General features: G+C 32.1%; 20 protein-coding genes and 1 pseudogene. 5 read left to right on the top strand and 16 right to left on the bottom strand.

Annotated features, from left to right (window positions below; translation table 11 throughout):
* Window positions 1-17: 17 nt before the first annotated feature.
* From ABD859_RS13630 to ABD859_RS13615, 4 genes are all read right to left on the bottom strand, one after another.
* Window positions 18-932 carry a hypothetical protein gene (locus ABD859_RS13630; RefSeq protein ID WP_345145151.1) on the bottom strand — a complete coding sequence of 305 codons (915 nt, stop codon included), beginning with the start codon at window positions 930-932 and terminating at the stop codon, window positions 18-20.
* Window positions 871-1,605 carry a hypothetical protein gene (locus tag ABD859_RS13625; protein WP_345145149.1) on the bottom strand — a complete coding sequence of 245 codons (735 nt, stop codon included), beginning with the start codon at window positions 1,603-1,605 and terminating at the stop codon, window positions 871-873. Before ABD859_RS13625 ends, ABD859_RS13630 begins: the two co-directional genes overlap by 62 nt.
* 95 nt (window positions 1,606-1,700) lie before the next feature.
* Window positions 1,701-4,835 carry a type VI secretion system Vgr family protein gene (locus ABD859_RS13620; protein WP_345145148.1) on the bottom strand — a complete coding sequence of 1,045 codons (3,135 nt, stop codon included), beginning with the start codon at window positions 4,833-4,835 and terminating at the stop codon, window positions 1,701-1,703.
* A gap of 150 nt (window positions 4,836-4,985) precedes the next feature.
* The gene (locus ABD859_RS13615; protein WP_345145147.1) at window positions 4,986-5,282 is read right to left on the bottom strand and encodes a hypothetical protein; all 297 of its coding nucleotides are present in this window, start codon (window positions 5,280-5,282) and stop codon (window positions 4,986-4,988) included.
* Window positions 5,283-5,403: 121 nt separating this feature from the next.
* On the opposite strand from ABD859_RS13615, the gene ABD859_RS13610 reads away from it, so the two are divergent.
* Window positions 5,404-5,652 carry a helix-turn-helix domain-containing protein gene (locus tag ABD859_RS13610; protein ID WP_345145145.1) on the top strand — a complete coding sequence of 83 codons (249 nt, stop codon included), beginning with the start codon at window positions 5,404-5,406 and terminating at the stop codon, window positions 5,650-5,652.
* A gap of 18 nt (window positions 5,653-5,670) precedes the next feature.
* Window positions 5,671-5,769: pseudogene (locus ABD859_RS24170) on the top strand (transcriptional regulator); the annotation flags it as partial.
* Between the two features lie 248 nt (window positions 5,770-6,017).
* Here ABD859_RS24170 and ABD859_RS13605 read toward each other — a convergent pair.
* From ABD859_RS13605 to ABD859_RS13590, 4 genes are all read right to left on the bottom strand, one after another.
* Window positions 6,018-6,527, bottom strand: a complete 510-nt coding sequence (locus tag ABD859_RS13605; protein WP_345145143.1) for a hypothetical protein — start codon at window positions 6,525-6,527, stop codon at window positions 6,018-6,020.
* A 218-nt stretch (window positions 6,528-6,745) separates the two neighbouring features.
* Complete coding sequence (locus ABD859_RS13600; protein ID WP_345145142.1) at window positions 6,746-7,111, bottom strand: hypothetical protein; 366 nt, start codon at window positions 7,109-7,111, stop codon at window positions 6,746-6,748.
* A gap of 185 nt (window positions 7,112-7,296) precedes the next feature.
* Complete coding sequence (locus ABD859_RS13595) at window positions 7,297-7,731, bottom strand: hypothetical protein (protein WP_345145140.1); 435 nt, start codon at window positions 7,729-7,731, stop codon at window positions 7,297-7,299.
* A 60-nt stretch (window positions 7,732-7,791) separates the two neighbouring features.
* The gene (locus tag ABD859_RS13590; protein ID WP_345145139.1) at window positions 7,792-8,358 is read right to left on the bottom strand and encodes a hypothetical protein; all 567 of its coding nucleotides are present in this window, start codon (window positions 8,356-8,358) and stop codon (window positions 7,792-7,794) included.
* A 309-nt stretch (window positions 8,359-8,667) separates the two neighbouring features.
* Between ABD859_RS13590 and prfA the strand changes: the two genes are divergently transcribed.
* The 3 genes from prfA to ABD859_RS13575 all read left to right on the top strand — a co-directional run bounded on the left by prfA (window position 8,668) and on the right by ABD859_RS13575 (window position 12,799).
* Window positions 8,668-9,744, top strand: coding sequence for a peptide chain release factor 1 (gene prfA, locus ABD859_RS13585; protein WP_345145137.1), 1,077 nt, complete (start codon window positions 8,668-8,670; stop codon window positions 9,742-9,744).
* Window positions 9,745-10,087: 343 nt separating this feature from the next.
* Window positions 10,088-11,419: a DUF5723 family protein gene (locus ABD859_RS13580; protein ID WP_345145136.1), complete on the top strand. Its 1,332-nt coding sequence runs from the start codon at window positions 10,088-10,090 to the stop codon at window positions 11,417-11,419.
* 249 nt (window positions 11,420-11,668) lie between these two features.
* A complete protein-coding gene (locus ABD859_RS13575) occupies window positions 11,669-12,799 on the top strand; it encodes a hypothetical protein (protein ID WP_345145134.1) in 1,131 nt (376 codons plus the stop codon).
* A 312-nt stretch (window positions 12,800-13,111) separates the two neighbouring features.
* Here the strand turns inward: ABD859_RS13575 and ABD859_RS13570 are convergent, their stop codons facing one another.
* The 8 genes from ABD859_RS13570 to ABD859_RS13535 all read right to left on the bottom strand — a co-directional run bounded on the left by ABD859_RS13570 (window position 13,112) and on the right by ABD859_RS13535 (window position 18,121).
* A complete protein-coding gene (locus tag ABD859_RS13570; RefSeq protein WP_345145132.1) occupies window positions 13,112-13,501 on the bottom strand; it encodes a hypothetical protein in 390 nt (129 codons plus the stop codon).
* Between the two features lie 31 nt (window positions 13,502-13,532).
* A complete protein-coding gene (locus tag ABD859_RS13565) occupies window positions 13,533-13,895 on the bottom strand; it encodes a hypothetical protein (RefSeq protein ID WP_345145131.1) in 363 nt (120 codons plus the stop codon).
* 39 nt (window positions 13,896-13,934) lie between these two features.
* Entirely contained in the window at window positions 13,935-14,219 is a 285-nt protein-coding gene (locus ABD859_RS13560; protein ID WP_345145129.1) for a YtxH domain-containing protein, read from the bottom strand.
* A 51-nt stretch (window positions 14,220-14,270) separates the two neighbouring features.
* Window positions 14,271-14,423 (bottom strand): lmo0937 family membrane protein, encoded by a 153-nt coding sequence (locus ABD859_RS13555; RefSeq protein ID WP_345145127.1) that lies wholly within the window; start codon window positions 14,421-14,423, stop codon window positions 14,271-14,273.
* Window positions 14,424-14,452: 29 nt separating this feature from the next.
* Window positions 14,453-15,100, bottom strand: a complete 648-nt coding sequence (locus ABD859_RS13550) for a porin family protein (RefSeq protein ID WP_345145126.1) — start codon at window positions 15,098-15,100, stop codon at window positions 14,453-14,455.
* A 48-nt stretch (window positions 15,101-15,148) separates the two neighbouring features.
* On the bottom strand, window positions 15,149-15,727 hold the full coding sequence (locus ABD859_RS13545) for a DUF4142 domain-containing protein (protein WP_345145125.1): 579 nt from the start codon (window positions 15,725-15,727) through the stop codon (window positions 15,149-15,151).
* Between the two features lie 143 nt (window positions 15,728-15,870).
* Window positions 15,871-17,655: a sensor histidine kinase gene (locus ABD859_RS13540; protein ID WP_345145123.1), complete on the bottom strand. Its 1,785-nt coding sequence runs from the start codon at window positions 17,653-17,655 to the stop codon at window positions 15,871-15,873.
* 16 nt (window positions 17,656-17,671) lie between these two features.
* Window positions 17,672-18,121 carry a response regulator gene (locus tag ABD859_RS13535; RefSeq protein WP_345145122.1) on the bottom strand — a complete coding sequence of 150 codons (450 nt, stop codon included), beginning with the start codon at window positions 18,119-18,121 and terminating at the stop codon, window positions 17,672-17,674.
* Between the last annotated feature and the right edge of the window lie 5 nt (window positions 18,122-18,126).

Below are 18,126 nucleotides of genomic sequence, written 5' to 3'. Positions count from 1 at the left end.
TTTCAGAAATATTAAAACTACTCGTCATGTTTTTTAAAGAGATCATGCCAAAAACCTTTGCTTTCTTTTTTCCTTTCATATTCCTTGTAATGTTGTTCTTTAAAAATTTCCCACTCTGCTTTTGTGTAATCTTTGCCTTTGTAGGTATTGAAATAGGCGTTGTCTTCTTCTTCCTGTTTTTTTAATATTTTAAAATATTCATGCAGAACACTTTTTGGTTCAATTTCATCCATCTTAATCGAATACAATGTTTTACCTGTATTTCCATCTATCAAGTAAGAGGTACACACATAAGGAAAATCTTCTCGTATACTAACTTCATAAAGAGGTATTTTCAACTCTGTCTTTCCTATGAATCTATTTATGTCATAAAGCACCTTTGGGTTTTCTATATCCAAACTGTATTCTGTTTTAAATTTTTCAATCATATCGGTTAGAGAAAATTTATAGGGCTTTTCATTTTGAATTTCTTTAGTTTTTATGCCGTTATCATCATAGTAAGTTGATGTTCCAATTGACATTGACTTAAAGCGTACCCCAAGAACTTGTATTACTTTAGTTTTAACATCGTATACAGAGATATATTTATAAGGATTGTTGATATTACTTCTTGTTACCTGTATTACTCTATCAGTTGAAATTATACTAATTCTTTCATTTCCTTTTTTTAAATATTTGATTTCAGGGATTTGCATATATGTTAAATCTACTTCCCAGTCTCTATATATATTTAAATCTAAAATTTTCATGGTATCTATTTTTATTTCGTTAAAAACAGTGGTTTCTTTTTTCTGCTGACTGTTACCATGAAAACAAACTAAAAACAAAAACAGAATAAGTAATAGTTTCATTTTTTCAGAAATATTAAAACTACTCGTCATGTTTTTTAAAGAGATCATGCCAAAAACCTTTGCTTTCTTTTTTCCTTTCATATTCCTTGTAATGTTGTTCTTTAAAAATTTCCCACTCTGCTTTTGTGTAATCTTTGCCTTTATAGGTATTGAAGTAGGCGTTGTCTTCTTCTTTTTGTTTTCTTATCTTTTCTTGATATTCATGAAGAGGACTTATTTCATCTCCTTCTTTAAGTGTAATACAAAACAATGTCTTACCTGTATTTCCATCTATTAAATAAAAATCAGTATCATTAGTACCGTATTTATTTATACCAATATCATAAATTGGAATATTTAAAAATTGTTTTTCTTCATATCTGCATAAATTGAATACAATTTCTGGGTTTTCAATATCTATATTGAAATCATTTTTAAATTTCTCTATTAAATTAGAAACAGAGAATTTATAAGGTATATCTGTGTCTTGTTCTTCAATTAAATCACCTATATCATTATAATATTTCCATTTACCAATTTTTATGTTACAAAATCCAGTGCCAAAAGATTGTATTGTTTTTGTTTTCGCATAGTAATCATATCTATATGCATATTGACTATTAATGTTCCTTTTTATTACCATTATTGTTTTATTTTCAATTTCAATATAAACTCTATCATTTCCTTTCATGAGACAATAATTAGCATCATTAGACATACTGTATTCTGGGTTAAGCTTCCAATCTTTATAAAGATTTATATCAAAAGTTTTCATAGGATCATTTTTAGTTTGTTGAGTTTCTATTTTATTTGTTTTTTGACAGTAATTATTGTTTAGATTCAATAAAAATGATAGTATCAATAAATATTTCATTTATTATTAATATTTGAGTTTATAATTTGCCATTGCCATTTCCAGGAACTTATTCTTGTTCCGGCATAGCTCAAAATGTTTGTTGTTGATTCTTCTTTGAAAGTAAATTTTTGGTTTGAGTATGGAATAATTTTATAATCTTTATGTGTATGGTATATCCCTAGACCGTGTATTATTTCATGAGTCAGGGTGGTTTCGTTTCTATTTTCAAAAATGATAACGTTACGAATCCCAACATCTTCCACAAAACCTTTGGTTGTAATATAATCAGGTATAAGCAGTGTATTAAAAATCGTAAAATAGTTTTCTGTCTTGTAGATTTCATTACGTTTATCGTCTAGATATAAATTCTTGATTAACTGAAGCATTTGCTGCGTTTTTATTACTGATTGTTTTATCTTCTTTAATTGATTTTTTTCATCAATATAAATCCCGCCATGTTTAAATTCAGTAACATTCGATAAGTCAAGAACTGTAGAAGATTCTTCTATCACAGGAATAACCAATGCCTGATGTATCATATTATAGAGATTGTTTTTTTCCCTATCTTTGAACTTTCTTTTTTCAAAACTGAATGGGTCAAGACTTGTTTTAACATTTACCAACACTATTTTTTCTTCCTTCCTTACCGTTTCATCATTTTTAAGAACCATTATTTTTCCTGCCAGTTTTCGCGCCAATAATCTTTCCGAAGCCGTTTTTGCCATACTGCCTTTTGGGTAGGCATAAATGCAAATTTCCTTATTGGTGTCTAAATCTTTGAGGCAGGTAATTTTTATTTTTGTGCTGATAGGCTGTAAACCATTGGTTTTGTTTTTCTTATCGAGAACGGTAAGGCTAAGTTCAAACAAGGTTTTATCGTACTCAAATTTAAGCTGGTCTAAATCTGTTTCGATGTCTAATAGTATGTCAAGTTCTGCCTCAAAACAAGGTTTCTTTTTAGCCAAAGCAAGTTTAGTGGTTACAAATTCTTTAGAAAATAAGGTTAAATAAGGAACAAAATATTCTGCTGGGGCATATTTTGTTTCGTTTGGTAAAGTTTTTCTTTGAATGGGAATAACTTCATATTCGAGTTTCAGCTTTTCGTAGGCTTCTTGAGCTGTTAAATCCTCTTTTCCGTCTTTGTAACCACCTGTTATAATCGATTCGTAATTTTGTTCGTTAAAAAAGTTGTTATCTTTTTCTCTCATCCAGTCAAAACCGTATTCTCCGTTCCAGTTTCCCATTGGTCTAAAATAAACCATTGCCAATGCAATATATTCTGCATTAGAACACTCTACTTTTTTGGCAATATTACTATGGCTTGTGCCTTTGTCTGCACGCATTTTGGCTGTGCCTTTACTGTTTATTACCGCTTCCTGATCTGAGTGTATCAATGCTTTTTGTGTGCCGTGCAGTTTGGCAGTTTTTGCTTCAATATCGATTTTATCACCGCTGTTTATAAGTGCAGAGCCGCTAAACAAGTTCATAAAACCGGATATTTTCTGGCTCATGGTTTTGCTAAAAACATAAATCTGGCTCAACGCATTTAGTATATAATCGTTTGTTATAATTTCTGTACTTTCTGTTGCGTTTATAATGATCTTTTTTACATTGATTTTGAGTACATCGGTATTAATTTCTGCGCCTCGGTTTCCGTCCATTTTCAAAAAGGTTTTGCTTGCATCTTCAAGCAAAATACTGCCTTCTAAATCGTTCATTAGTAAACGGTTGTTACTGCGGGTGTGCAGTGCTTTTATATCATTATTTGCTGTACTGTATCCGCTTTTTTGAGTATCGCTGGTCATGATGCCCAATACAATGGGCAGTTCGGCATTATTGCCCTGAAAATCTACAAAAACAGTATCGCCAATTTCGGGTATAATATGACTTCCTCTGTTGCTGCCGCCGTAGTTTTGCAATAGCGGAATATAGGGTGTTGTTTCGCCTTTTAGTACCTGCCACGGCATTTGCACCTGTACGGCGCTAAGTCCGTCCGGATCTGCGTTTGCGGTTACAACGGCGGTCTGGCTTATACAAAATGGCACTAAATCTGGATTTGTTTGGGGCGAAAAAACAGAACCGCTAAAGTTTATGGCCGTAAAATGATTTTCATAAGTACCGCTGTCATCGCAAATATGGGTAATCTGAGTTACAGTATACGAAGTTTCTAAATGTTTGTCGACACCTTTTATGGTAACGGTGTTGCCAAGCGTTATGCCGGGAACCTCGCTCGAAGCTTTTATTTGAGCCATACGGCTTATAATGGAACGCATTTTATTTTTGGCATATTCTTCTGCTGTACTTTTTGCGTGGCCGCCTGCCGAATTTTGATTGAGCTGAATTAGAGATTCAGTATTAAAAAAAGCATTTGATTTATTGATAAAGTTTTGATGATATCCGTCGACTTCCTTGCGGTAGTTTATTGTTTGATCTCTGGTATAACTGCCTTTTCGGTTATCGTTTTCTACAATTGTAAACAAACAAGGCACTAATTTCATCTTGAATTTAAAATCGCTCATATTTATGCCGTACACTAAATGCGGATTTGCGCCAAGACTGCCCTGACTGCCAAAAACAAAAACGCGGCCGTTGTAATAAAACCATTGTCCGTATCGTTTTGCGAGTCGGTTTAAGAATTTAAAATCGCTTTCGTTGTACTGAACCGTATAGGCCAGATTGTCGTGAAAAAACGGCTGAAGATCAAAATCTAAATTGTAACCAGATTTTACTTTGCTCACAATATCCCGAAGCGGCATTTGTTTAAACGAATTGCATTGAGATTCATTTTCGAGCAGTATCGATGTGCTGTGCCCCATTACAATAATTGTTTCTTCGATATCTTCTGTTCGCGATTTTTGAAGTTTTAATTGGGTTACTACACCGTAAAACTGAAAAAGATAATCTTTGGGATCTTTTATAATTAGTAAATCCTCAATGCCGGAAATAGGTTTTATTTCGATACTTACTTTTTCGCCGTATAGTTGCTGCGAAAACGGCATTACGCTGTCGAGTTCGTTTACGAGTAAATCCTGACGAATTTCTACCGAAAAAGTATGGTGATCATGAATTTTTTGCTCTATTTTTAAATTGCTGAAATTGGTTATTGTCGTTTTACCAATTTTTATAATGCTTTGGACTTGTAGTGACATTGGTTTTGGCTTTTAGTTGGTTCATTTTGATTGTTTTTAAATAATGATAAATGTGACAGCAGAATTTTTAAAAAATAATTTCCATAAAGTAAAACACATCAAGATTTTAAAACATCCTCTAAACGTTTTATTTGTAATGTTTTAAGGTATTTACAAAATAGAATACAAGTCGTCGAGAAGTTCCATTTCGTCGTCTGGAAGAAGATTTTTTGCCATTTCGAGTAAAAGCGCGGCATCGTTTCCAGAATTGTATTCTTCACTTCTAAGAATAGCAATACTGGTTCTAATGAGCGAAGTAATGGTAAGCATTAATTCGGTATAAGTGTCTATTTTAAAACGGGTTGTTAGCGAGGTATCGATTGCTTGATCTGGTTCTAATTTGGTGAAATAATGTTTTTTACCAGCGGTTTCTAAAAAATGAGTTAGTTGTATACGGTTTTCTGTCATGGCTTGTAGTTTTAAATTAATTATCGTTTCATTCGATATTTTCTTACAAATATATACAAATTCGACTTATAAGTCGAATTTGTTTTGAAAATTCATCAGGTTACTTCTTTTTCTTTGTTTTATGAAGACGATTGATAAATTAGAAGTAGAATTAGTCGATAGAATTTATAAACTTTTCTTAGAGAAATATTCTGGAAATAAGAGTAGTTTCGCTAAAGCAAGTAACTGTACTGAAACTACAGTAAGAAGGGTTCTTAGAAATGAACAGGGCATTACAATAAACCTGTTGATTAGAATGGCTGATGCACTTGACACAACTTCTAGTGAACTTTTGAAAGATTTGAATCTTAAAAATGAGAAATATTTATAGTTGTAAAAGTTTCAAAATTTCGTACCAAATAATAAAGTTGTAGAACTTTATGAGCGTTTGGTTCAGGCAGAAAAGGATAAGAATGAATATTTAGAGAAATTATTAGGAGGGAAGTAGAGTTTTCTCTTTTTTATGATATAAAAGAAAATGCGCAAAAGTTTGAAAAAAGACTTTTGCGCATTTTTTTTAAAGTTTTCCCTCTGCTGGCGCTAGCGTCCCGCTCGTGAACACAATCAAAATCAATTTCACTCTATGTCTTGTGCACGAGCGGGACGCTAGCGCCAGCGGAGGAAGTCTCCCAACTTCGCACAGCGATCAGGAAATAGTTAGTAGAGTGGGGTTAATTTTAGAATTAGTTTTTTAGGCTATAATTTGTATTTCGTTTGAGAGAGTTTTCTAAATTCCATTTTCCGCCAAAACGTCTTCCAATGATGTCTCGTGCCACCTAATTCCCAATTAATGTCAAATTTTTCATTTTTCCTTAGATAAGGAGGATGTGCTATTTTAGAATGCAACAATGGCGAATTATCTGCAACTGTTTTGAGAAAGTCAGGATCGAGATTGCTTTTGAGAAAGTATCTGATATCAAGGATTGTTTTTCGTTTTTCAGATTTATAAACATAAAGATTGATGTCGTAAATCGAATCGTAAATTTCTTTAAGGTCGGCGATGGCTTCTTCAAAACTTTTTGGAGTTTTATTTTTATTTTGTTTGTTTCTTAAATCGCGCTGTTTAGGAAAAATTTCACTTTCTACATCTGAAATATTAGAAATAATAAACACTACGTTTTTTGAAAGAGTATTCCAGCAACAATGATCTGCCAATTGAAACAATAACGTCGTTAGGTTTTTTATTTCTTCTTCGATGTTTTGCATTTAGATTTTGGTTAGGTTCTGTCGTTGTGCGAAGTCTCCCGACTTCGTACCGCAACGACTATTCGTTTCAATTTCAATTAATAAATTATTGAAAAACTCCTGCTGGCGCGAGCGTCCCGCTCGTGAACACAATCAAAATCAATTTCAATCTTTGTCTTGTGCACGAGCGGGACGCTCGCGCCAGCGGGGTATACTGGGTGTATTATTATCATATTTATTTATTCAAAATTTGGTGAACATCCCAATATTTTACTATATGGTTGAATATATTTCCAGAAGGCTTTTCCTGCACTATCATAATATTCATATGAATAGTTAAATTTTGTATCTGAACCAACCTGATATATATATTCGTTACAAGAATAAGAATATTTTTTTTTAAAGCAGACGATAGCAAAATATAGAGTTTTGTAATCTACATATATTGAATAAAAGGTCACTTTTGAAATTGCATCACTATTATAACTTGTATAGGTTGTGCCGTAATCTTTAGATTTAACAAATTCCATTATTTCTTCACAAGTCTGTGCTTTGATGGTAATACTTCCAATTGTAAGAAGTGAAATGATTAAATATTTTTTCATAATTAATTACTATCTCTATTGGTTTTAAAACAAAACAAACATCGCATTTAATTTAAATTCTGCACTGCGTAAAAACCTCCGCTGGCGAGAGCGTCCCGCTCGTGCATTAGATGATTGAAGTTGATTTTATCGAAATTCACGAGCGAGACACTCGTGCCATCGTGTGGTGTGTCAATATTTAATAATTATTTTAATTTGAGTAATATCCTTTTTATTATTTCAGTTTGCACGAAAGGAAGAAACTCCTCATAAAGAGTAGCAGCTCTTATATTTGTTAATTTTCCAATACTAGTTGGAATTGATATTATAAATTCGTCTTTATGAATCCATTCTACTGGTAGTTCGAAATTATTTCTTGAACTTGATAAATCTATTTCTTTTTTAAATATTTCGAATAAAAGTGAATTCTTAACTATTCCAATTCCTTTAACTCTAATATCATATGATCCTGGACTATTGGCTTTTAAATAAATAATGTCTCCCGTCTTAATAGTTGAAATCATACTGTACAAATCTTGAGCATCGTTTATATCCCATCCAATTACATAATTATTATTTGAGAAAAAATCTTCTTTTATTTCATCTCCGTCCCATTTAGAACCTGCTCCGTAAATTGCCATATGTTATTTTTTTAAGTAATTATTTATTATTAGTTTTCATAATTTGTGACTGTTTGTGTTTTATTTAATCTCTTTCAACATCGTAAGTAATTCAGGAAGCTTACTCACTTGTGACTCCGTCCAGAAATAATGCTCATAATCAGTAGAACCATTATCTTTTAAATAAATAGAAATTCTTCTGGTACTTTTTTCTATATTAAAGCTGAACGTAATTTCTCTAGAATTAAAAATATAAGTAACAGATTGTTTATTTTCAGTTTTATCTTTAAGATTGGGGATAACAAATTGCTCTAAAAAAACTTTAAATTCTTCAACTTCGTTTAGATCTATCCATGAAGATTTGAAATAATTATAACTTCTTCCCGCAAGTTGATATATAACAGTCATATCCACTTGCAAGGATTTTACTTTTTTATTTGATTTTAAATCAATTGCTTCAACCGGAAAGAAAGAAACGATTTCGCCCAGTCCAGATTTAAATTCTGCTTTAACATTCCAGTCTTTATTTATCTGCGTTATTTCCGCATTATCAATAAATTGTCGAGTATCAGAATTTGGTTTTTGAGCATAATTTATGAACCCAATCGATAAAAGTAAAAATGTGAATATTATTTTGTTGAATTTCATGATAAAAAAATATCTTTTATTTGTTTCAAAAATTTTGCTAAAAGTAACTTCTTTAAAATCAATTGCATTATGGAAAACCATTATCTGATTCAATTCTTAAATAGCTACATACTTTAAAAAAAATGTTAAAACAAACGTCGACTATAATTTTAACAAACAACCAAGTAAAAACACCTGATTTTTTAAAAACACAATAAAAATGTTAAGAAAAAAGTGTTGAAATAACAGTCTAAAAAACATAAAACCAGAAACAATTCACAATCAACAAAAATTTTGTACTTTTGCACTCCAAATAAAAGGGATTATACAATGTTAGATAAACTTCAATATGTAAAGCAGCGTTTTGACGAGATTTCGGATTTGATTATTCAGCCGGATGTTATTGCAGATCAAAAGCGTTATGTGCAGCTTAACCAAGAGTATAAAAGTATTAAAGCTCTGGTTGACAAAAGAGAAGAATACATTATAGTTTTAGCAAACATAGACGAGGCTAACGAAATCATTGCAGACGGAAGTGATGCTGAAATGGTAGAAATGGCCAAAATGCAGTTGGATGAAGCTAAAGAGCGTTTACCACAGCTTGAGGAAGAAATCAAATTTATGCTGATTCCTAAAGATCCTGAAGATGCTAAAAATGTTATGGTGGAGATTCGCGCGGGAACGGGTGGAGACGAAGCGAGTATTTTTGCTGGAGATTTGTATAGAATGTACACTAAATATTGCGAGGCACGTGGCTGGAGAGCTTCTGTTGTAGATATGAACGAAGGAACTTCTGGAGGTTTTAAAGAGGTTATTTTTGAGGTTTCGGGAGAAGATGTTTACGGAACTTTAAAATTTGAAGCTGGTGTTCACCGTGTACAACGTGTTCCGCAGACAGAAACTCAAGGTCGTGTACATACATCGGCTGCTACGGTTATGGTTTTACCAGAAGCTGAGGAGTTTGACGTACAAATTGATATGAACGATGTTCGTGTAGATTTCTTCTGTTCGTCTGGACCTGGAGGACAATCTGTAAACACGACTAAATCGGCAGTGCGTTTAACGCACATTCCAACCGGATTAGTGGCGCAGTGTCAGGATCAGAAATCACAGCACAAGAATAAAGATAAAGCTTTGATCGTTTTACGTTCTCGTTTATACGAAATGGAATTGGCGAAGAAAGAAGCAGAAGATGCTTCTAAACGTACATCTCAGGTAAGTTCTGGAGACCGTTCGGCTAAAATTCGTACTTACAATTACGCACAGGGCCGTGTAACAGATCATAGAATTGGTCTTACGCTTTACGATTTAGGAAACATCATGAATGGTGATATCCAAAAAATTGTTGCCGAACTTCAGTTGGTTAACAACATGGAGAAATTGAAAGAAGCTTCTGAAATGTATTAATTTTTGAGTTTCTAAGATTCTGAGATTCTGAGTTTTCTTTGTTTTCAGGTTTTTCTTAGGATTCAATATTAAATTTACTTTATTTCTAAGTTTTTTTCTTAGAACGATATAAAAATTAAAGCCGAACTTTTGTTCGGCTTTTTTGTTTTATTTAAGGGCAATACTACACGCTGTTTTAATTCGGTAAGATTTTGTTCTGTGTTTTTAAAATTGCAATTTGTTTTCAGTATAAAACCTTTTCATTTTTGGCACTGTGTAATTGTGTATCTGGAAAGCTTCAATTTTTATTTAAAAATATTTTATCTCATATTTACCGTACTAATCAACCAATTACGACTAAATTATGAAGAGAACTTTACTTTTACTTTGCTTCTTTGGAAGCTTTTTTTATGCGCGATCGCAATCGTATTTCGGATTTCGGGACGATAATTATGCCGGAATTCAGGGCGTTTTATTTAATCCATCGTCGGTTGTAGATTCGAAATACAAGGCCGATGTTACTGTTTTTTCGGCCAGCGGAACCGTACAAAACGATTTATACGGCGTAAATTTTATGGATGCTCTCGACGGCAATTATGATTTGGCTAAAGATGCCACAAAAAATTTTAAGTCCAACAACAGAGGGAATTTTAATATGGATATTATGGGACCTTCATTTATGCTTAATATTACGCCTTTGCATAGTGTTGGTCTTTATTCGAGAGTGCGCAGTATTACCAATCTGGTAGGAATAAACGGTGAACTTGTTGATGAGGTAAACAAAGATCAGGATGTTTCTAAGAGCTTTTTATTTTCTGGCGGAAACCCAAATGCGGTTACTAATTCATGGGCAGAAATTGGAGCTGCATACGGAACAGTTTTGTTAGACCGCGATGATCATTTTATTAAAGGCGGTATTACGGTAAAATATATTATGGCTGGTGTGAACGGATACATTAACGGAAATAATCTAAGCGTTGCTTTTACTAAAAATGATGCTGATCCATCTTTGAGTCAATATACGTCGACAGGAACGCTTAAAACGGCTGCGAGTTATGATTATGAAAACGGCAAAGATCCAAAGTTTGATATGACTTCGGCAGGCGTGGGAGTCGATTTGGGTTTTACATATGAATACAGAACCAATTGTCATACCTGCATGGGAAACCGATACAAGTTTAAAGTTGCAGCATCGATAACTGATATTGGAAAAATTAATTATAAAGACCTTGTAGAAAATACTTATAACTTAACCGGAAGTATTTCTCAAAATGATATTGATGATGCCGATGATATTTTTGAATTCTTTGATGCTAATTATACCAAAACAGCATCGAGAAAAGGAGTAAAAGCAAATCTGCCAACGGCTTTACACATAAATCTAGACTGGAATATAGATCAAAAGTTTTACTTAAATCTAAGCACCGATTTTAGTTTAGTCGATGCAAAAAAAATAAACGGAACTTCGATTGCTAATTCGGTTACTTTTACGCCGCGATATGAAACAAGACAGTTTAGTTTTTATATTCCGGTAACGTATATGGAATACAGCGGTACGCAGGTTGGTACTGGTTTTAGAGCTGGTCCGTTGTTTATAGGTTCTGGTTCGCTGATTTCGAATTTGTTTTCAAACAAGTCAAAAGCAAGCAATTTGTATGTAGGTTTGAAATTACCAATTTATCAGAATTACAGATAAAGATTCTAAGCTTTTAAGGTTCTAAAAGACTTAAAATACAAATAGAATTAGTTTTAAAAAAGTGATTTTAAATTTTTTTTGTATTGATAATCAGTGCCTTGTAGTCTTTGTTGTTTAAATAAAACATACTCTTTTACATGTTAAAATAAAAATGTATTTTCGGCTAGTTTTACAGGGAAATTATTTTCTAAAATTAAAAACATGCGATAACCTGACATGAAAAACGGGTTAATTAAAAAAATATTTAAGTTGAAAAAAATTATTTTACTCTTTGTATTAATGGCAGGATTGGTATCATGTTCTAGCGATTCAGAAGATAATAAAGAACCCGAAGTTACTTATGCTGATGTAAAACCAACTCAGACAAAGTACAAGGCTTATTACGGGCAAAAGTTAGTTAAAACTGGTGGTGTTACTTCTAAAAGTACAGAAACAAGTCCTGGTTCCGAAATAATCAAACCTATTTCGGTTATTTATTATCCCAGAACTTATACGCTGTCTTTTTCTAACATTTTTGATGTTACAACAGTAGAATATCCCGTGTCTGTAATTGCAAATAATCTAGAAAGTATTATTTATACCTTTAATGCTAAGGGTGTAAAAGGTACTTTTAAAATTAATATTAAAGATTTAAAACCAGTAAATGCTGTAGTAACTTTTGAGAATGTAGTTTATACTTTTGATATTACTGTAGCTGAATCAAAAAATCTGGCAAAACTGCTGGTAAAAGATGTTAACACTTCTCCAAATCCGGCCAGCAATTTCAGCAGAGAACATATTTATGTTGATACACTTTTAATTTCTTCTACATACCGTTATAAAGATCCTAATACTTTAGAAGATATAGTGCGTTACACTGAATATTTGTATGACGGTGCAAAATTAAAAGGAAAAAACACGATTGATGAAAACGGAGTTATATTAAGTAAAATGATGTATACTTATACCAATAATTTGATTTCTAAAGCAACTATTACAAAACCAGACGGCGTAACTGTTACTGGAATAACTTTGTATGAATATGATTCTAATAAAAGAATTAGTGCCGTAAAATTTGCAAATTCTCAGATGATTGTCAATCTGGCCCGTTATTATACTTATTCTAAAAATACTATGAATGTTAAATATACAGGTAAAAATGATGAGGTTATAGAAAATGAAGTATGTACGTTTGATGATCAGCGCAAAAATTTCTTTTACTCGCAAGATCAGTATCTGGAACCGTTCTCGTATTTACCAATTACTCATACAGTAAGCACTACAGTCGATGGTCAGGTATATACATATCCTGATACTAGTTATGAATATTCTTCTGACGGCTTATTGATTAAATCTGTAAGTGAAAATGATATAAGAACTCGTGAATACAGAGAAGAATAATTTTTTATTATTTTAAAATTTACAAAAAAAAAGAGCCAGTTCTGTAAGTTCAGAACTGGCTCTTTTTGGTTTGAGATTTAACTTAACTGCACAAACTTAGTGTCTCAGCATTTAGCATCTCAATACCTTTATATAAAAAAAGTATTAACTCTTTAACCGTTTATTAAAGTTAAAAACGTATAAACGAGTTAGATACCAAAAAATACTCGTGTGTATTCAAAACATTTATATAGATTAGAGTACATGTATACACCGTTTTTTAATACTATGTGGCTTAGCTTTTCCATAATGTTTAAAATTTGAGTTTAACAATTACTCTCTAGATGATTCGTATATTGATTCTTCCTCTTCATCATCATCTGAAGAATCCTGAGAAGCTTCGTTTGGTTTAGATACCAAATTAGTTACTATAAGTTGTACGATTGAGCCTAAAATGCCTTTAAACATCGAATCGCCTTTTCCTACGATAAACCTTTTGGCAAAATATCCAATTGCAATACTAATGGCTGATTGTGCCATGTGGCTTTTAAAACCAATTGTTTCGTTGATTTCTTCGACCGTATTTCGAATGAGATTAAGAGGTTTTAAAATCTCTTTAATTTCATCGACATGATCCTTAATAGCACACCATTCAGTATCCTGACGGGCTTCTAAAAATTTAATTCTCTGATTTAACTGATCAATAGTGTAAATAGGCTCCATAATAGTCTTTTTTAAGTTATTAATAATTAAATCAGTTTTTAGTTTCTTCTTTTAGAATACTCGAAATAATCGAGTTTCCAATAGGAGTTTTTATAAGCTTATGATGTGATTTGTGTATTATAATGGCCACTAATAAATAAAAGAATGCCATGATAAAAAATCCAAAATAATATTCTCCCAGTTCTTTGCCAATCCATAAACTCAGCCCTACATTAAGAAATAAGGTAAAAAATGCAACAACAATACCGACTGCGATCTTTGATGCCAGTGATGAAACACCATCGGCGACTGAACATACGGTTTTAAGTTTTAATAACTCTAAACTTGTTTTTGTATAGTTTTCAGCTTTTTCATAAAGATTTAAATTCTCGTTTGTTGTTGCATTTGGTTCCATGATAGTGGGTATTTATGGTTTGAAAAAAATCACATGTATTTAGTAGTTCGATTTTACAGTTTTAGCTTCATCTTTAACTGCATTAAAATCATCTTTTACCTGATTGAATTTTGCTTTTCCTTCTTCGATGATTTCTTTACCATTTGAAGAGATTGTGTTTACAATTCCGTCAAATTTTGTTTTTAAGTTATCGCTGTAATCTTTCGATTTATCTTTGATTTTTTTTCTAGTGTTTGAACCTTTGTCCGGAGCAAATAAAACTCCTAATAATGCTCCTGCTGCAGCCGCTGCTGCAAATCCTAAAATTGTGCTAGATGCTTTCATAATATTTGATTTTTAATAGATTAATATAATTATTTAATGTTGATTCGTTTTTTAAATTTCACGGCCTTTGATCAGTCTTAGCAACACCGCGATTATGGCAATTACCAGAAGAATATGAATGATATTCCCAAAACTGTAAACAAAGAAACCAAGTGCCCACAGAATAACAAGTATTACTGCGATTGTATATAATAAGTTTGACATGGTTTTTTATTTAATGGTTCGTAATTCAGTTAGTTCAATTTATACGATAAGTATAAAGATAAGTTGCTGTTTTTTGCATCTGGAACTGTATAAGTTGTTCCTAAAACAGTTCTTTCTTTTCCAACAGTGGTAAGACCGTAGTTGTAACGTAATCCTATGCTTACTGGAGCAAAATCTACACCTATACCGGCAGCAATACCTGCATCAAATTTGTTTAAATCATCTCTGTCGATTTCCTGATCAAAATCGATATCTCCTTCTCCTGTTACTTTAGAACTTACCAGGTAAGAAGCATATCCACCAGCATGAATATTAAAGTTTTTAGTAATGTTAACTCTTACTAAAAGAGGAACTTCGATATAATTTAATTTGAATTTAGTCGATCCGCTTGCAAAAGCATTGTTGTATTCAAATTCAGAACCCTTTGTTGTAAATAAGATCTCAGGCTGAATGGCTACGAAATCTGAAATAGGTAATGTTGCATAAACACCGGCATTAAAACCGTATAGAATATTGTTATCGTCTACATCATCACCGCTTCCATAAAGGTTAGACATGTTAAATCCTCCTTTTACACCAAATTCGGTGTTTACATTATTGTCCTGAGCGTGCAGCATTCCAAATGAAGCTGAAATAAAAAGGGTTAAGGCGCATAAAAAATTGGTTTGCATTTTCATAATAAAATAATTTAGTTAGTAATCCGGGCTTTTAAATTTCTCTTTTTTTTAATTGTTTAATTTTTTTTGTTTGATTAAGACTTCGGTTTCCCTCAATAAATCAAACTGTTCAGGCAAATACTTCAATACTAATTTTAAAATTATTTTATCGTTGGTTTCTTTCGAAACGTTTTCTAATAATCTAATCTGCTCTTCGAGGCATTTTTTCATAGAATTCAAATAAACTTTGTCAAAATTTGACGAATTTGCGGTAATCAATTCGTAAGTATCTCGTCTGTGTGTTGCATTTATTTCAGATATAATAAGCAGTTTTTTATTTGCTAACTCTGTTACTTCCTGCAAAAGCTGATTTTGATGGCTTTCGATTTTTTTACCTAAAATCACTATTGAATTTTCTGAACTTTTTTGTTGTGCAATTTGACTTTTTGAAATAATGGTTTTTCCAACATTTGCCGTTTCAATAAAAAAGAAGGCGATTGTTTCTTCTTCTTCATTTTTTGTAAAAGCTTCATTTTTTTTGAATGTACTTTCTATCGAATTATTTTTTTTGCATGATGAAACACATAGTATAATCAATAAAAAAAGTACTTTAAAAATTGTCGCTTTCAGTACGGGGTTTGCTTTCATTATTACTTCATAAAGTATTACATTACAAAGATGCTAACGAATACAACGTTTTGCTTTACAGCATAAAAAAGAAACGTTATATAATTCCCATAAAGAATTTATATAACGTTTTAAGGTGTAGTATTTTAAGGCGCTGCCGAAGTTTAATCTGGTAAAAATATGGTAAAAACAGACCCTTTATTAAGTTCGCTGTCGGCCATAATATAACCTTTATGGTTGTCTACGATTTTCTTACAAATTGCAAGGCCAATTCCGGTTCCGGGATAATCAGTTTTTGAGTGCAGACGCTGAAACAAAATAAAGATTGTTTCCTTAAACTGAGGATCAAATCCCATTCCGTTATCAGTAAAAGTTATTTTATGATACTTCTTAATATTCTGATCTAATACTTCTGGATAATCAGCTGCATTAACTTTTGTGCTTTCTATAGAAATTTCAGGATCAACATCAGGTCTGCTGTATTTTAATGAATTCCCGATCAGGTTAATAAAAAGCTGTTCGATTTGATATGGAATAACAGAAAGCTTTGGCAGTTTTGAAGCTTTAATCATAGCTTTCTTTTCTTCAATAAATTCAGTCAATTCAGCCTCTGCATTATCCATCAGTTCATTTAAATTCATCTTAATGAATTCCTTCTTCGTGGTATTTGTTCTTGAAAATAAAAGCAAATCATCAATTAAAACACGCATTCTTTTTGCCGAAACTTCAATTTTTGTAATATAATCCCGGGCACTTTGCGACATAACTGCTTTGTCTGCATCTGAAACTCTCGAAATAAAAGTCTGAATTTTTCTAAGCGGTTCCTGTAAATCATGACTTGCCACGTGATTAAAAGAAGCCAGTTCTTTATTACTTTTTTCAAGTTCTTTATTACGTTCCTGCAATTCTATATTTAGCAAATGCTCATCAGTAATATCAAAATTAATTCCCAGTAAAATTTTGCTTCCCTGCTGGTCTGTCAATAATTTACCTGTCGATTTAAAATATCTGATTTCGTGATTTGGAAGTAATATTTTGTAGTAAACAAAAGGCAGTTGTTTGTTTTTGATAATTCCGTCTATAGAATTGGCAACAGTTTCTTTATCGTCTGGATGAACAAAATCCAGAAAACTTTCCCTAACCGGAACAAATGCTCCAGGTTCGTGGCCTAATAATCGATATTGATTGTCTGAATAATCTATTTTATTAGCATCCAGATCCCATTGCCAGGTGCTGAACTTTCCTATCGCTTCAGATTCTGCAATTAATCCGTTTGAAATTAAAAGCTTTTTGTTGAAAATCTTTAAGCGCTGGAAATCTTTACTGATTTGTCTATAGGCCAGTAAAATAAAAAATAGTGCCGTTAAGAATAAAGAAATAGAGAAAAGCGGACTTAACGAGATTTCGTCATCGTAAATTTTAAGTCTGTTTTTGAGATACGTTTTTTCGATGTCGTTCATTTCGTCTACTTTAAAACGAATGTTTTCCATCAGGATTCGTCCTCCAAACATATGATTGTCGAGTTTTCGTTTATCATATGTTTTGGGATCGCTGTATTTTAAACAATTTTCAAAAGAAACAAAACGCTGAATGATGAGTTTAAATAACTTTCGAAGATTTTCCTGCTGCGTTGGGTTGTCAGCAGTTAATTTTTTTAATGTAATAAACGACGTATTTACTTTGTCTCTCGAATAAATATACGGAGTTAAAAAACGTGCGTTTCTGGTAATAATATAACCTCTCTGGCCTGTTTCGGCATCTTTTATTGCCGACATTAATCGTTCGAGCTGAATGTTAATCTCGTACGTATGCATAACAATCTTACTTGATTCGTTCAAGTCCTGATTATGTTTGTAAGCAATTGAAGATAGAAATAACAGAATGAAAACTGCGATTACAAAAATAACTCTCAAAGAGTTTGAAGAATTAAAATTTGGTATCCATTTCATTGGTATACTATTATTTTTATTTTAGTCGGAGCAGGAAATTATCACGGTTTAACCCAGAGGTATGATAGTGCCAGTTTACGGTCACGACTTCATTAATTATTTTTTTGAGAGTATTAAAATCACTTGGCTTTTTGATATAAATATTCGCGCCCTGAATAAAAGTATCTTCAATATCTTCTTCAGAAGAAGAAGTAGAGTAGATTGCAATAATTATATTTTTAAGATGCTCTGTTTTTTTAATTTCAATTAAACACTCTTTACCTGTTTTCTTCGGCATATTTAAATCCAGAAATAAAATATCCGGCAGTTTATTGTTAGAGTCTAATAAATAATCCATCAATTGCATCCCGTCGTGAACAAATTCGACGTTGGTTTGTATTTTGATTTCTTCAAAAGCATCCTTAAAAAAAAGACGATCATCTTCATCATCATCAGCCAGTAATATATTTAATGCGTTTTTCTGCATTTTAG

The organism is Flavobacterium ginsengiterrae (genome assembly GCF_039539785.1).
GTDB classification, from domain to species: domain Bacteria; phylum Bacteroidota; class Bacteroidia; order Flavobacteriales; family Flavobacteriaceae; genus Flavobacterium; species Flavobacterium ginsengiterrae.
Note: the sequence above shows the minus strand (reverse complement) of the source record. Positions and strands in the feature narration are given on the sequence as shown.

Bases quoted from the DNA above. Each gene is read 5' to 3' on its own strand.
- ABD859_RS13630 (WP_345145151.1), bottom strand. From the start codon at position 932: ATGAAAGGAAAAAAGAAAGCAAAGGTTTTTGGCATGATCTCTTTAAAA.
- ABD859_RS13625 (WP_345145149.1), bottom strand. From the start codon at position 1,605: ATGAAAACTTTTGATATAAATCTTTATAAAGATTGGAAGCTTAACCCA.
- ABD859_RS13620 (WP_345145148.1), bottom strand. From the start codon at position 4,835: ATGTCACTACAAGTCCAAAGCATTATAAAAATTGGTAAAACGACAATA.
- ABD859_RS13615 (WP_345145147.1), bottom strand. From the start codon at position 5,282: ATGACAGAAAACCGTATACAACTAACTCATTTTTTAGAAACCGCTGGT.
- ABD859_RS13610 (WP_345145145.1), top strand. From the start codon at position 5,404: ATGAAGACGATTGATAAATTAGAAGTAGAATTAGTCGATAGAATTTAT.
- ABD859_RS13605 (WP_345145143.1), bottom strand. From the start codon at position 6,527: ATGCAAAACATCGAAGAAGAAATAAAAAACCTAACGACGTTATTGTTT.
- ABD859_RS13600 (WP_345145142.1), bottom strand. From the start codon at position 7,111: ATGAAAAAATATTTAATCATTTCACTTCTTACAATTGGAAGTATTACC.
- ABD859_RS13595 (WP_345145140.1), bottom strand. From the start codon at position 7,731: ATGGCAATTTACGGAGCAGGTTCTAAATGGGACGGAGATGAAATAAAA.
- ABD859_RS13590 (WP_345145139.1), bottom strand. From the start codon at position 8,358: ATGAAATTCAACAAAATAATATTCACATTTTTACTTTTATCGATTGGG.
- prfA (WP_345145137.1), top strand. From the start codon at position 8,668: ATGTTAGATAAACTTCAATATGTAAAGCAGCGTTTTGACGAGATTTCG.
- ABD859_RS13580 (WP_345145136.1), top strand. From the start codon at position 10,088: ATGAAGAGAACTTTACTTTTACTTTGCTTCTTTGGAAGCTTTTTTTAT.
- ABD859_RS13570 (WP_345145132.1), bottom strand. From the start codon at position 13,501: ATGGAGCCTATTTACACTATTGATCAGTTAAATCAGAGAATTAAATTT.
- ABD859_RS13565 (WP_345145131.1), bottom strand. From the start codon at position 13,895: ATGGAACCAAATGCAACAACAAACGAGAATTTAAATCTTTATGAAAAA.
- ABD859_RS13560 (WP_345145129.1), bottom strand. From the start codon at position 14,219: ATGAAAGCATCTAGCACAATTTTAGGATTTGCAGCAGCGGCTGCAGCA.
- ABD859_RS13555 (WP_345145127.1), bottom strand. From the start codon at position 14,423: ATGTCAAACTTATTATATACAATCGCAGTAATACTTGTTATTCTGTGG.
- ABD859_RS13550 (WP_345145126.1), bottom strand. From the start codon at position 15,100: ATGAAAATGCAAACCAATTTTTTATGCGCCTTAACCCTTTTTATTTCA.
- ABD859_RS13545 (WP_345145125.1), bottom strand. From the start codon at position 15,727: ATGAAAGCAAACCCCGTACTGAAAGCGACAATTTTTAAAGTACTTTTT.
- ABD859_RS13540 (WP_345145123.1), bottom strand. From the start codon at position 17,655: ATGAAATGGATACCAAATTTTAATTCTTCAAACTCTTTGAGAGTTATT.
- ABD859_RS13535 (WP_345145122.1), bottom strand. From the start codon at position 18,121: ATGCAGAAAAACGCATTAAATATATTACTGGCTGATGATGATGAAGAT.